Origin of the sequence: Streptomyces sp. SAI-170, from assembly GCF_049739565.1 — a bacterium.
In the GTDB taxonomy this organism is placed as follows: Bacteria; Actinomycetota; Actinomycetes; order Streptomycetales; family Streptomycetaceae; genus Streptomyces.
This window is the reverse complement of sequence record NZ_JBMGQD010000001.1, coordinates 7,663,364-7,676,721: the sequence shown is the minus strand read 5'-3', so window position 1 is coordinate 7,676,721 and position 13,358 is coordinate 7,663,364. Positions and strand designations below refer to the sequence as shown.

Annotated in this window: 11 protein-coding genes; 10 read left to right on the top strand and 1 reads right to left on the bottom strand. The window is 73.1% G+C overall.

All coding sequences use genetic code 11. The features are described 5' to 3' along the window. Positions 1-97 precede the first annotated feature (97 nt). On the top strand, positions 98-538 hold the full coding sequence (locus tag RKD23_RS34465; protein WP_424857268.1) for an SPW repeat protein: 441 nt from the start codon (positions 98-100) through the stop codon (positions 536-538). A gap of 78 nt (positions 539-616) precedes the next feature. Here the strand turns inward: RKD23_RS34465 and RKD23_RS34460 are convergent, their stop codons facing one another. Further along, positions 617-1,393 carry a GNAT family N-acetyltransferase gene (locus RKD23_RS34460; RefSeq protein ID WP_424857267.1) on the bottom strand — a complete coding sequence of 259 codons (777 nt, stop codon included), beginning with the start codon at positions 1,391-1,393 and terminating at the stop codon, positions 617-619. Between the two features lie 435 nt (positions 1,394-1,828). Between RKD23_RS34460 and RKD23_RS34455 the strand changes: the two genes are divergently transcribed. From RKD23_RS34455 to RKD23_RS34415, 9 genes are all read left to right on the top strand, one after another. After that, entirely contained in the window at positions 1,829-2,812 is a 984-nt protein-coding gene (locus RKD23_RS34455; protein ID WP_424858402.1) for a protein phosphatase 2C domain-containing protein, read from the top strand. Further along, entirely contained in the window at positions 2,809-3,915 is a 1,107-nt protein-coding gene (locus tag RKD23_RS34450) for a hypothetical protein (RefSeq protein ID WP_424857266.1), read from the top strand. The genes RKD23_RS34455 and RKD23_RS34450 overlap by 4 nt, the downstream gene beginning before the upstream one ends. Positions 3,916-3,972: 57 nt before the next feature. Then, on the top strand, positions 3,973-4,701 hold the full coding sequence (locus RKD23_RS34445; RefSeq protein ID WP_424857265.1) for a vWA domain-containing protein: 729 nt from the start codon (positions 3,973-3,975) through the stop codon (positions 4,699-4,701). A gap of 5 nt (positions 4,702-4,706) precedes the next feature. Beyond that, positions 4,707-5,060 carry a hypothetical protein gene (locus tag RKD23_RS34440; protein WP_424857264.1) on the top strand — a complete coding sequence of 118 codons (354 nt, stop codon included), beginning with the start codon at positions 4,707-4,709 and terminating at the stop codon, positions 5,058-5,060. 400 nt (positions 5,061-5,460) lie between these two features. After that, complete coding sequence (locus RKD23_RS34435) at positions 5,461-6,906, top strand: hypothetical protein (RefSeq protein WP_424857263.1); 1,446 nt, start codon at positions 5,461-5,463, stop codon at positions 6,904-6,906. Positions 6,907-6,910: 4 nt separating this feature from the next. After that, positions 6,911-7,297 carry a hypothetical protein gene (locus RKD23_RS34430; protein ID WP_424857262.1) on the top strand — a complete coding sequence of 129 codons (387 nt, stop codon included), beginning with the start codon at positions 6,911-6,913 and terminating at the stop codon, positions 7,295-7,297. 154 nt (positions 7,298-7,451) lie between these two features. Further along, positions 7,452-7,730 (top strand): hypothetical protein, encoded by a 279-nt coding sequence (locus tag RKD23_RS34425; protein WP_424857261.1) that lies wholly within the window; start codon positions 7,452-7,454, stop codon positions 7,728-7,730. Positions 7,731-7,735: 5 nt separating this feature from the next. Further along, positions 7,736-8,836, top strand: coding sequence for a UDP-glucose 4-epimerase GalE (galE, locus tag RKD23_RS34420; RefSeq protein ID WP_424858401.1), 1,101 nt, complete (start codon positions 7,736-7,738; stop codon positions 8,834-8,836). 187 nt (positions 8,837-9,023) lie between these two features. Continuing rightward, positions 9,024-13,352, top strand: a complete 4,329-nt coding sequence (locus RKD23_RS34415; protein ID WP_424858400.1) for an aminotransferase class I/II-fold pyridoxal phosphate-dependent enzyme — start codon at positions 9,024-9,026, stop codon at positions 13,350-13,352. Positions 13,353-13,358 lie beyond the last annotated feature (6 nt).

The window sequence follows — 13,358 nt, the reverse complement described above, 5'->3', positions numbered from 1 at the left end:
TACACATAAAGGCGAAATAAGCGCAAAATGCAGATACGCGGCGCACGCCGCCACCGCACCGGACGCGGTCGGGCATGTCAGTCGAAGGAGACTCATCATGGCCAACGTCTCGCACACCAGAGGTGATATCAGCACCCATCCCGATGCCCCCGAGATGCGGGAACGCTACGCCCGCATGCTCGGCGGCCGTGATGTGGCGCTCGTCGACGGACCGGTGTTCCTGCTCGGTCTGTACTGCGCCGTGTCCCCGTGGATCGTCCACTACACCACCAGCCAGCCCGACCTGGTGCCGCACAATCTGATCATGGGCATCGCGATCGGCCTGCTGGCGCTGGGCTTCACCCGGGCCCCGGAGCGCATGTACGGCCTGAGCTGGGCCATGTGCGCGCTGGGCGTGTGGATGATCGTCTCGCCGTGGATCGTCGGCGACAGCCCCGACGCGGGCGTGGTGCTGAACAACGTCATCATCGGCGCCCTGGCCGTGATCCTCGGGCTGATGTGCGCCGGCACGGCTGCGAAGAGTGTCCCCGCACCATAGGGGGCGGCCGGAAGGACGACCGTAGGGGCCGGTCCGGGGGCCGACCCCTACGCGTTGACGGCGGGGCTTCGCCCGGCGTCAGGGCGTGTAGACGTACGGCGTGGTCGTCGTCAGGGGGGCGAAGCCCAGGCGTTCCAGGATGGGGCGGCTCTGGTCGGAGGCGTCGACCTGGAGGTAGCGGTAGCCGCGGGACATCGCAGCGCGGGCGCGGTGGGCGACCAGGCTGCGGTAGATGCCGCGGCCGCGCCAGGCGGGGAGGGTGCCGCCGCCCCAGAGCCCGGCGAAGCCCGTGCCGGGCACGAGCTCCATGCGGGCCGCGCTCACCGGCTCGTCCCCGGCCAGCGCGAGCACGGCGAGGATCGTGTCAGGGGTGCCGGCGAGTTGCGCGCGCATGCGGTGGCGCAGCCGGGAGCCGTCCGTGCCGAAGGCCTTCTCGTGCACGTCGACCACCAGGTCGATGCCGTGCGCGTCGGTGACGGGAACGACCCGGACTCCGTCGGGTTCCCGGGCGCCGAGGTCGAGTTCGGCGGCTTCGCCGATCATGAGCGTCTCGGTGGGCTCGGCGGTGAAGCCGGCCGCGAGGAGCCTGTCGCCGAGGTCGGCCGGCCGGTCGTGGGCGTACGCCTTCCACTCGAACTCATGGCCCAACCGGCTGAAATGAGCCACCTGTTCGGCGATCGCCGCGTCGGCGTCGGAGCCGTCGAGGCCGGACCAGAGGATGCCGTTCCAGTCCAGCGGGCCGGCCACCTGGCGCACCACCCGCCCGGTCCGTTCGACCCGCGCGTCGGGGCCGTCGGGGCGCGCGTTCTCGCGCATCTCCCGGTCGTAGAGGGCGAGGGCTTCGGCATGATCCATGCGTGTCACTCCAGCATCTGATGTCCCATGACGCAACAGATTTTCGAATCAGGAGCGGCATGCCGAAAAAGCACCGGAAGAATATGCCGTCCCCCTCGCTTCACGCGTCCGGTGACTGCTACCTTTCCGGCCATGCGGTTGCGAGGGGGGCGCCCGGTCTGGGCGATGTTTGTTTTCGGGGGAATTTTTCTCGTGATCTATTTCCCCGCGCACCATCTCTTTTATCGGCTGGTGATCGATCTCCTGGTTCTGTTCGCCGCCGGAATACTCTTCCTGGCGGTCCGCAGCTGGTTCTCGCCGGCCGCGGCCGTGGCGGGCCACCCCGGCCCGTCGGCGCCCATGGGGGCCTACCCCGGCGGTCCGCCTCCTCCGGTGCGCCGGCCGGTGCCTCCGGAGGCCTCACGGGGGTTACCCCTCTCTGCGGGCTTGTCCGTCGTGCCCGTCGCGCCGGTCGCGCCCGGCGGGCCGTCCCGCCCGCGTCCGCCCGCCCCGGCCCCGGCCGCGCCGCCCGGCGTCGGGAGCGTGCCCCGGTTCGGGGCCGGGTCCAAGGCCCAGCGTTTTCCCTGGCTGCTGCCGTTGCGCCCGGCCGCGTCCGGGGTCGCCGCGGACGAGGCGCGGCTGGGCGATCTCGTCGTACGCGCGGCGTCGGTGGTCGGTCCCGGCCATCGGTGTCAGGAGCCCGCCACCGCGCGCCAGGACGCCTACCGCATCGCGCGGGACGCCTCGGGGGAGTTTTTGCTGCTGGCCGTGGCCGACGGGGTGTCCAGCAGCAGCCACGCCGAACTCGGGGCGGCGGTGGCGGCCGCCACTGCGGTGAACGTGCTGCGGCAGCGGCTGGACGAGCCCGACCGGGCGGCGGGGCTGTCGGCGTTGGGCCTGTTCGAGGAGACGGCCGCGGCGATGGAACGGGAGGCCGCGCGGCGCGGACTGCACCCGTCCGACGTGTGCGCGGTGCTGCTCGTCGCCGTCGTCCCCGCCCGGCCCGCGGGTCCCTCCGGTGAGCGCACCGCATGGGCGGCGTGGGTCGGCGACACCTCGCTGTGGCGGCTCGGCGAGCGGCGCTGGCACTACGCGGCCGGCGACCGCAAGGGCCCGAGCGGCGGCTACGAGTCCAACGCCGTCCTGCACACCCTGCCCGCCGACCCGCACGCCGCCCGCGAGGCGGAGGTCGAGCTGCGCGCCGGGGACGCGGTGTCGCTGGTGTCCGACGGGGTCGGCGACGGGCTCGCCGGGCTGGACGACCTGAACGCGTATCTGGCCGAGCGCTGGCGGCTGCCGCTGCCGGTCGCCGCGTACATCGACGACGTCGGCTACGACGCCGAACGGTTCCTGGACGACCGTACGGCGGTCACCGTATGGGTCGAGCCGGGCGCCCCCGCGTCCGCGCGGGACGGCGGCCTCGGCGGGTGGTCGAGATGACCGCGGGCCCCTCCGCATGGGCGCTGCCGCCGGTGACCCCGCTGACCGCCCTCGGCACGCTCGGGGAGCAGCTCGCGACGAACAACGGCCAGAGCTCCGAGGTGACCCGGATCGCCGGCCGCGGCAGCGGGCCCGACCTGCTGTTCAAGCGCTACAAGAAGCCCCTCGACGCCGCCGACGCCCAGCGGCTGGACCGGCTCGTGGCCTTCGGCCGCTCCGCCGCCGAGGCCGGGCGCCCGGCCCGTGAGGTGCTGCTGAGCCGCACGTCCTGGCCGGTGGCCCGGGTCACCGACCCCATGTCCGCGACCGTCGGCTGTCTGATTCCGCTCGCCCCGGACGCCTACCGCGTGCCCGGCGGCGGCTTCCGGGAGATCGACCTGCTGGCACGGCCCGACGACCGGATGGCCCGGGGCGGCACACCGCCGACGCCCGCGCAGCGGCTCGCCGTGTGCCGCTCGCTGGTGGGCGTCGCCGCCGCGCTGGAGCAGCGCAGGCTCGTCTACTCGGACTGGAACTACGCCAACGCCTTCTGGAGCCCGGTCGACTGGTCCGTCTTCCTGATCGACATGGACGGCTGCGCGCAGGACTCCGGGCCGGACATCCACCAGCCCGGCTGGGAGGACCCGCTGGCCGGGGCCGGCGCGCCCGCCGACCCGTACACCGACCGCTACCGGGTCGCCCTGCTGGCGGGCCGCTGTCTGACCGGCACCCGGCCCCTCGCCGAGCTGCTGCACACGCTGGCCGCGCCGCCGCCGGGGGTTCCGCGGGAGGCGGCGGAGCTGCTGCTGGACATGCTGTGGGCGGATCGGCGCCGGGCCAGGCCGCGGGCCTCGGTCCTGCTCGCGGCGCTGCAGGACGGGCCGGTGGTCCGGTTCGCCGTGACCCGCTCCCCGCTGCCCGCCCGGCCCGCGGCCTCGCGCCCCGCCACGACGCAGCCCCGCCCCACCGCGCTGACCCGGCCCGCCGCACCCGGCAGGCCGCCCCGCCCCGGCGGGCCGCCCGCGCCCGGCAAGCCGCAGCAGGACAAGGCGGCGGCCTGGCAGGTCGCGGCGCTCGTCGCCTTCATCGCCCTGCTCGTGCTCCTCGTGGTCCTGGCGCAGTAATACGCCCGGCCCGGCGGCCACGCGCGCATCGACAAGCAGATCGGAAAAAGGACGCTCATGGACTTTCCTCACGACGCGGTTCCCGGATCGGGTGCAGATATCTATCGGCTGCAGCAGAAATGCCTGCCGACCTATCTCGTGATCGACGCGTCGACGTCGATGAAACCGCACGAGAACACGCTGAATCGGACCCTCGCGCAACTGCACGCCACGATTTCCGAGAGCCCTCGGGTATCGGAATTCGCACACATGTCCCTGATCGCTTTCTCCACCGAAGCGCATCTGATCATCGAAATGACCGACCTCGACCGGATCGAGGTGATGCCGGAAGTCGTGTGCAACGGCCTCACCAACTATTCCGCGGCCTTCGACCTGGTGCGCAGCCGCATCGAGACGGACGTGGACGACCTTCGGGCGCAGGGCATGGCGGTGCTGCGGCCGGTGATGTTCCTGCTCACCGACGGCGCCCCGACCGACGAGCACTGGCACGACGCCTTCCGCCGGCTCGTCGACCGTTCCTGGAACCGCTACCCTCACGTCATCAGCTACGGCTTCGGGGCGGCCAACCCCGATGTGCTCGGCAAGGTCGCCACCAAGGCGGCGTTCCTCGCCGAGGCGGGCGTCGACCAGGACCGGGCGCTGCTCGAAGCCCTCGGCAGCCTGCTCAACTCGCTGGTCGCCTCCTCGCGGGCCGGTGAGATGCAGATCCCGCGGCACGCGCCCGGGTTCACCGAGCAGCCGGTGAGCGCGGAGTATCTGACCGTGTCGGCGGAGTACATGGACTGAGGCCGATGTCCGCCCGCCACTCGGTCCGTTCGCAGAACCGGCTCCTGTTCCTCGCCACCGCCCTGGTCGCCGTGGCGGCCCTGCTGCGCCTGATGTCCCCGGACGGCGGGACGGAGCCGGAGCAGGCGCCCGGGCCCGGGCCGAGGTCCGCCACGGCGGCGCCGTCCGAGCGGCCCGCCGACCCGGGCCCGACCCGCTCGCACCGCCCTTCGCCCGACCGCTCCCGGACCGACCCGCCACCCCCCGAGCACCGGCCGGACCCGGCCACCACCACACCCAAGTCCGGTACGTCGCCGTCGCGTTCGTACCCGGACCCGCCCCAGCTGCCGCCGGTGCACCATGAACCGGACCGACAGTGACGGGCCCGAAACTCACAGCACGTTCCGGCGTGCCGAGCAGAGAACGACGCCCATGACCCGTCCGACGCTCCGGTGCCCACGCTGCGGCGCCGACAACGACCCCAACTACACCGCGTGCGTACGCTGCGGCAGCGTGCGCGTCTTCGACCCGGGCGCGAGCTCGGGCTCCGGCACGGGCTCCGGCTCCGGCACGGGCTCAGGCACGGGTTCGCCCCGGCCCGCCTCACCCCCGGCCGCCGCGAAGCCGGCCCCGCCCCGGTGGACCCCGCCGCCCACCGTCCCGGCTCCCGCAGCCGCGCCGGCCCGGACAGCTTCGCCCTCGCCCGCGCAGGCAGCCTCACCTTCACCGGCTCCGGTCGGCTCGGGCGCCCCGGCGCCCGCTCCCCGTTTCGCGCGGGACGTGACCCGGTACCTGTGCACGGCCGTCCACACGGACACCGCGTTCGCCCGGCGGGCCGTGGAGGAGATCATCGAGGAGCCGCGGCGGGCCGTCGCCACCTCGCCCGGAGTGGACCTCGGCTGTGTGCTCAAGCACGCGCTGGCGGCCCGCCGCCGGCAGGTGCGCCGGGACGTGATCCTCAGCGTGCTGCTGCTGGTCGTCCTGGTCGCGGCGGGACCCACCGCCGGGCTGAGCCTCCTCCTCGGCGTCCTCGTGGCCTGGGTGATCGTCGCCGTGGACTCGCTGGCGGTGCACTACGGCGTCGTCGCCCGGCAGTTGAAGCGGGAGAACTTCGACCACACCCGCGCCCCGCAGCCCCTTTCCGCCGAGAACCGGCGCCGCGTCCAGGAGATCGAGCGGCGCGACCGCGGCAACGTCGTGGTCTTCTCGAGTTACGCGCCCTTCATCGGCTACGGCCAGGAGATGAGCACCTGGTCGTTCCCGCTGAACACCGAGCGCCCGGTGGAGGGCAAGCGGGTGCGCCCCTTCACGGTCCACGACCTCAACGACCATCTGCGCCTGCGCATAGGCGAGTTGAAGCTGCCCGGCGTCAACATCGAGGATCTACTGCTGGTCAACGGGCAGGACCTGCTGTACGGCGTGGACGATCGCACCCGCGGTGAGCTGCTGCCCGACACCGCGGGGCCGCCGCGGGAGAAGGTCACCGACCCGTTGATGCGCGATCTGCGCGAGGACGGCAGGGGCCGTGCGCGTCCCTATCTGGCGATCAGGGTGACCGGCTGGAGCGGCGAGCTGGTGAGCACGCTGTTCCTGCGGTTCGCCCTGCTGTCCGACCGCAGGATGCTGTTCGTCGAGGGCAGCAGCGCGCTGCTGGCGCCGGTGCGGGAGCAGTACCGCATCGCCGACCGGCTGCTGAGCACACCGACGCTGCGCCAGTGGTGGTCACTGGTGGGGCGGGCCGGCGTGCGCGCGGGCGTGCTGATGTTCTCGGCGCCCTTCTCGGTGGCGGCGGGGGTGTTCTCGCCGTTCTTCGAGTTCCGCAAACAGCGGCGGCAGGCGCGGGAGATCCGCCACCGGTCCTTCAACTACGGGGCGTCCTTCAGCATCCGTGACGCCGCCAGCGACCAGCGCTACTACCGCTACTTCCAGCAGCTGGACCGGGAGTTGTACGCCAAGACGGTCGAACACCGGGTGCTGGACGCGCTGGTGGAGTTCCTGGAGAACCACGACATCGACTCCAGCGAACTCGTCCAGCGGCAGACGACCATCTACAACACGGGCCTGTACGCGGGCGGCAACGTGACACTGAACGGCTCCGCGGTGGGCGTCGGCGGCAGCATCGCCCGGGTGTTCCAGCGCGGCCAGTCCGGTGGCGGGGGCGCCCGGGCGGCCCAGTCCGCCCCGGCGCCGGTCCCGCCCGCGCCCGCGGCACCCAGAGGAAGGTGACGACATGTCGGAGCACGACAAGACCGGTTCGGGCAACAGCGGCATCAGCGTCGGCGGCGACCTCAGCATGAGCGACAGCGCGGTCGCGGTGAACCGCTCCTCGGCCACGGTGAACTCCGCCGCCCCGGCCGACCGCGCGGCCGCCGTCGAGGAGCTGCGCACCGCCGCCCGGCTGCTGGTGGAGCACCTGCGCGAGCACCGGGAGGCCTACGAGGACGGCGACGACCTCGTGGAGACCGCCGAGCTGGTCGAGGAGGAGCTCGCCCTGGAGGAGCCCCGCCGCACCCGCCTCCTGCGCTGGCTCGGCTCCCTCGCCCCGGCCGTGGCCGGCAGCGCCGCGGTCGCGGCGGACGTGGCCGCGATCCAGGAGAGCGTGGCCGGGCTGTTCTGAGCCTGCCGCACGGGCCCCGGGACTCTCGTGAGGAGACCGGGGCCCGGACGAGCCCGGCCCGCACCTTGACGTACGCCCGCGATGCGCGCAAAGTCGTAGATATACGGCGTAAACATACTCCGTCGACGTACAGCGCACCCGCAGGAGCGTCGCCATGACGCGCACCGAGCCACGCGGCAGCCGGGCCCTCTCCCTCCGGGAGCCGGCCGGGGGTCCGCGCACGCTGCCGGGCAGGCGCCGGGTGTCCGCGGGCACCGGGTGCGCGCACCGCTTCCTCCCCGCTCCGCCGACGCGCCGGTTGTGCCCCGACCGCGCGATCCCCGCTCTGCCGTTCGCGTCCGTCGTGACCGGCGCGCCCCCGGAGTCCACCGCGGCCACCTCGCGGACAGCCCGGGGACGGCTGCCCCGCGAGGCGGCCCCGCCGGGCCGGTGACCACCGTGGACCCCAGGACGCCGTACGACGGGCCCCGGACGGCGAGCGCGCCGTCCACCCCGTCGACGGTCCTCGTCACCGGCGGCGCCGGGTTCGTCGGCAGCCACGCCTGTGTCGATCTGCTCGACCACGGCTACGAGGTGATCGTCGTCGACGACTACTCCAACAGCACCCCCCAGGTCCTGACCCGGGTGGAACGGATCGCCGGCCGCTTCGTCGGCGCGGTCTACGAACTGGACATCCGTGATCGGCACGCCCTCTCGGCCGTCTTCGACCGCCACTCCGTGGACGCCGTCGTGCACCTCGCCGCGCACAAGGCCGTGGGCGAGTCGACACGGATGCCCGTGCCCTACTACGACACCAACGTCGGTGGCACCACGTCCCTGCTGTCCGCCATGCACGAGCACCACGTCCGCCACCTGGTCTTCTCGTCCTCGTGCGCGGTCTACGGCGACGCGGGCGGCGGCCCGCTCGACGAGTCGACGCCCGCCCGCCCCACCAACCCCTACGCGTCCTCGAAATGGCTGTGCGAGCGGATCCTCGACGACGTCTGCCGCCACTGGCCCGGCTTCGTGGTGCTGTGCCTGCGCCACTCCAACCCGGTCGGCGCCCATCCCAGCGGACTGCTCGGCGAGGACCCGGCCGGCACGCCCGGCAACCTCATGCCCTACGTCGCCCAGGTCGCGGTCGGCCGGCACGAGCGGCTGCGCGTGTTCGGCGGCGACTACCCCACCCCGGACGGCACCGCCGTACGCGACTATCTGCACATCATGGACACGGTGGAGGCGCACCGCCTGGCCCTGGACCATCTCGCCGACGAGTCCGGCATGCGGGTGTTCAACCTCGGCACCGGCACCGGCAGCTCGGTGCTGGACGTGGTCACCGCGTTCCGCTCGGCGTGCGGCCGGGCGATCCCGTTCGAGATCGTCGGCCGCCGCCCCGGCGACGTGCCGGAGCTGGTCGCGGACGCGAGCGCGGTGACCCGGGCCTGGGGTTGGCGCCCCACCCGGGACCTGGCCACGATGTGCCGCGACGCCTGGCACTTCCAGCAGCTCAACCCGCACGGCTACGCCGGTTCGGCCCGGCGCCCCGGCAAGGAGGAGTGACGACATGCGGTGCGTGTGGCACGGCGGCGAGCACGCGGCCCCGGCCTGTCGCAGCGGGCCCTGATCGCGTACGAGATGCAGGCGCGGAGCGGCGATGCCTACGATCGAGATCCGCCCGGACCACGCAGACGGCCCGGCGCCCTCCCCTTGGAGGAGGCGACCGCCTTTGGTGCCGCCCCAGCGGCTCATGGCCGCACATCTGACCCTCGTCTGCGCCGTCACGGCCGTCTACTTCATTGTGCCCGCCACCCGGGCACCGCTGTGGGCCGTGATCGGACTGGCCGGCGTGGCGGCCGTACTCACCGGCACCCGCGTCCACCGGCCCGCCCACGCCTGGCCCTGGTGGGTGCTGGCCGGCGGGCTGCTGATGTTCGTCACCGGAGACACGTACTACAACGTGCTGGAGGAGTACTTCGACGCCTCCAACCCGTTCCCCTCCCCCGCGGACGCCTGCTATCTGATCACCTATCCCCTCTTCGCGATCGGCCTGGCCGGACTGGTGCGCTACCGCTGGTCCGGGCACGACCTGCCCAGCCTGCTGGACGCCCTGATCGTCACCGCGGGCCTGGCCCTGCCCGTGTGGGTGTACCTGGTGCAGCCGCAGTCGGAGGTGGAGGGCCTGACCTGGGAGCAGCGGGCGATCAGCGTCGCCTACCCCCTCGGGGACGTGCTGGTGCTCGCGCTGCTGGCCCAGTTGCTGATCCGCAGCCCGCAGTCCGGGTCCAACCGCTCGCTGCAGCTGCTCGCCCTGGGCACGGCCACCCTCCTGGGCTTCGACATCGCGTACGGCATCCTGCAGCTGAACTCGATGTGGCAGGTCGGTACGGCGCTGGACGCCGGGTGGGTCGTCTTCTACACCGCCTGGGGCCTGGCCGCGCTGCACCCGTCCATGGCCGAGCTGACCGCTCCGGAGCCGCGCCGCGAGTCGCTGCTGCCGCTGCCGCGCCGGCTGGTGCTGCTCGCCGCGACCACGCTGATCGCGCCGGCCGTGCTGCTGATCGAGGGGCTGGGCGACCGGCCCCGGCACGCGTCCGTCATCGCCGCGTTCTCCGGTGTGCTGTTCCTGCTGGTCATCCTGCGGCTCGCCGGGATGGTGGTGGCCCACCGCAGGGCCGTCGCCCGCGAGCACGCCCTGCGCGGGGCGGCCGCCTCCCTGGTCTCGGCGGTACGGGAGGAGGAGGTGGCCCGCTCCTGCGAGGGGGCGGTGGACACGCTGCTGGGACCCGCCGTGCGCCACCGCACCCTGCTGCTGTCGGCGCAGCGCGCCGCCGAGCTGGGCCTGCGGGCCCCGCGGCTGCTGCGGCCCGACGGGCTCGGACCGCACCTCGCCGAGCAGCTGGCCGGTCTCGAGGCCGCGCTGGTGTGCCCGCTGACACCGCGCGAGCGGGCCGCCGACCAGACGCACGGTGTCCTGCTGGTCGCGGGCCCGACCCGGCAGCTCAACGAGACCCGCAGGTCCCTGGAGATCCTCGCCTCGCACGCCGGCCTGGCCCTGGAGCGGGTCCGGCTGCGCGAGGAGGTGGTCCGCAAGGAGAGCGAGGCCTATTTCCGCACCCTGGTGCGCAACACCTCCGACGTCATCCTGATCCTGGAGGACGACGACCGGATCCGGTACGCCAGCCCGTCGGCGCAGTCCGTGTTCGGCACCACCGACCTCATCGGCCGGGCCCTGCCCGGCCTGCTGGACCCGCGCGACCGGGGACGCGCCGCCCGGCAGCTGACGGCCGTACGGGAGAGCGGGCCGCGCCACGCCCATGACCACTGGTGGGTGCGGCGCGGGGAGGGCCGTGTCGAGGTGGAGGTGCGGTGCAGCGACTTCCGCGCCGAGAGCACCGTGAGCGGCCTGGTCATCACGCTGCGGGACGTCACCGAGCAGCGCCGCCTGGAGCACGAGCTGACCCAGCGCGCCTTCCACGACTCGCTGACCGGTCTGCCGAACCGGACGCTGCTGATGGAGCGCATCGAGCGCGCCCTGCTGCGCTCGCGCCGCGAGTCGACGCTGACCTGTCTGCTCTTCATCGACCTGGACGACTTCAAGCTGGTCAACGACACGATGGGGCACTCCGCGGGCGACCATCTGCTGGTCGCCGTGGCGGGCCGGCTCGCCCGCACGCTGCGCCGTACGGACACCGCGGCGCGCCTGGGCGGCGACGAGTTCGCGGTGCTGATGGAGGACGCCCGCCGGCCCCTGGACGCCGAACTGCTGGCGGCGCAGGTGGTGCAGACCCTCAGCCGGCCCTTCGACCTGGCCGACGAGAAGGTGACCGTGTCCGCCAGCATCGGCGTGGCCACGGCCGGCGACAGCACAGGCGCGGAGGAACTGCTCGGCCACGCGGATCTCGCGCTGTACGCGGCGAAGGCGGCCGGCAAGCGGCAGTGGCGGCGCTTCCAGCCGATGCTGCACACCCGCATGGTCGAGCGGCACGACCTGCAGAGCAGGCTCGCCCAGGCCGTGGCCGGGCGGGAGTTCACCCTGCGCTACCAGCCGGTGGTGGACATCACCGCGGGCGAGGTGGTCGGCTTCGAGGCGCTGGTGCGCTGGCCCTACCCCGCGCACCGGCCGGTCGCGCCGGAGCAGTTCATCACCCTGGCCGAGGAGACCGGGGACATCGCGGTGCTGGGCTCGTGGGTGCTGCAGAACGCCGTCCACGACATCGCCGGGCTGCAGCGGCTGCCCGGGCCGGCCGTACCGCCGTACGTCAGTGTGAACGTCTCCGCCCGGCAGTTCCGCGACATCGGCTTCCTGGACCAGGTGGCGCAGGCCCTGCGCACCCCGGGGCTCGCGCCGGGCTCGCTGCAGCTGGAGCTGACCGAGACGGTGCTGCTGCGCCGGGACGCGCAGATCCAGTCGGTGCTGGCCTCGCTGAAGGAGCTGGGGGTGCACATCGCGATCGACGACTTCGGCACCGGCTTCTCCTCGCTGCGCTATCTGCGGGACTTCCCCATCGACGTGCTGAAGATCGACAAGACGTTCATCGACGACCTCACCCGCGACGCCCAGCAGGTCGCGCTGGTCGAGGGCATCGTCCGGATCGCCGACACCCTGGGCCTTCAGGTGATCGCCGAGGGGATCGAGGAGGCGGAGCAGCGGGATCTGCTGGCGAACATGGGCTGCCGGTTCGGGCAGGGGTACCTGTTCGCGCGGCCGATGACGGTGGAGCAGAGCGAACGGGTGCTGCGCGACGGCAACGGCACCCGGATCGCCCCGCCCGCCCCGGCCACGCCCGCCACCCTCGCCGTACCCGGGTCGGTCCCGGCGCCCGTCCCCGGCGCCCCCGCCGACGCGGGCGCCGCCTCGCGGCCGGCGGCCCGCTGGGCCGGTCTGGAGCATCTGCGGCGCACCAGCCCGATGAGCGACGCGGTCCTGGACGAGGTGCGCGGCCGGCACATCCGCAGCGGCGACCAGTGGCTGATCGACTACGCCTCCTGCAACTACCTCGGCTTCGACTGGGAGCCGGAGATCATCGCGGCGGTCGAGCCGGCGGTGCGCCGCTGGGGCACCCATCCGAGCTGGTCGCGCCTGCTGGGCAGCCCGAGCCTGTACCCGCAGATCGAGGAGCGGCTGACGGAACTGCTCGGCGCCCCGGACTCGCTGCTGCTGCCGACGATCACGCTGATCCACTCCTCCGTCATCCCCGTCCTCGCCGAACAGGGCAGCGTGTTCGTGGAGGCGACCGCGCACAAGACGATCTACGACGGCTGTGTCGCGGCCCGCTCCCAGGGCGCCTCGCTGCGCCGCTTCCACGCCGAGCGGATCGACGAGCTGGACGCGCTGCTGTCGTCCGCGCCCTCGGGCACGCCCCGGCTGGTGTGCCTGGACGGCGTCAACAGCATGAGCGGCAACATCCCCGACCTGCCGGCGCTCGCCGACGTGTGCCGTTCCCGGGGGGCCACGCTGTACGTCGACGACGCGCACGGCTTCGGTGTGATCGGGGAGCGCGGGCCGGGCGAGCTGTGCCCCTACGGCACGCGCGGCAACAGCGTGGTGCGGCACACCGGGGAGTCGTACGAGGGGATGGTGCTGGTCGGCGGCTTCTCCAAGGCGTACTCGTCGCTGCTGGCGTTCCTGGCGCTGCCGACCGCGCTGAAGAACCGGCTGAAGACGGCGGCGGGGCCGTATCTGTACTCGGGCCCCTCCCCCACGGCGTCACTGGCGACGGCGCTGGCCGGGCTGGACGTCAACGAGCGGCGTGGCGATGTGATCCGGGCCGATCTGTACCGCAAGACGGCGCGGGTCCTGGACCATCTGGACCGGCTCGGGGTGGTCACGCTCAACCACGACCGGCTGCCGATCCTGGAGGTGCCGCTGGCCGACGCGGAGGACCTCGACGCGGTCGGCGCCTTCCTGTGGCAGGCGGGCATCTATGTGACGCTGGCCGCGTATCCGCTGGTGCCGCGGGACCGGGTGGGGTTCCGTGTCCAGATCACCGCGCTGAACTCGGACGCCGACATCGAGCGGCTCAACGACACGCTGACCCGGCTGAGGGAGCGCTTTCCGCTGCGGACGAAGGCTTGAGAGGGC

Bases quoted from the DNA above. Each gene is read 5' to 3' on its own strand.
- RKD23_RS34465 (WP_424857268.1), top strand. From the start codon at position 98: ATGGCCAACGTCTCGCACACCAGAGGTGATATCAGCACCCATCCCGAT.
- RKD23_RS34460 (WP_424857267.1), bottom strand. From the start codon at position 1,393: ATGGATCATGCCGAAGCCCTCGCCCTCTACGACCGGGAGATGCGCGAG.
- RKD23_RS34450 (WP_424857266.1), top strand. From the start codon at position 2,809: ATGACCGCGGGCCCCTCCGCATGGGCGCTGCCGCCGGTGACCCCGCTG.
- RKD23_RS34445 (WP_424857265.1), top strand. From the start codon at position 3,973: ATGGACTTTCCTCACGACGCGGTTCCCGGATCGGGTGCAGATATCTAT.
- RKD23_RS34440 (WP_424857264.1), top strand. From the start codon at position 4,707: ATGTCCGCCCGCCACTCGGTCCGTTCGCAGAACCGGCTCCTGTTCCTC.
- RKD23_RS34430 (WP_424857262.1), top strand. From the start codon at position 6,911: ATGTCGGAGCACGACAAGACCGGTTCGGGCAACAGCGGCATCAGCGTC.
- RKD23_RS34425 (WP_424857261.1), top strand. From the start codon at position 7,452: ATGACGCGCACCGAGCCACGCGGCAGCCGGGCCCTCTCCCTCCGGGAG.
- RKD23_RS34415 (WP_424858400.1), top strand. From the start codon at position 9,024: ATGGCCGCACATCTGACCCTCGTCTGCGCCGTCACGGCCGTCTACTTC.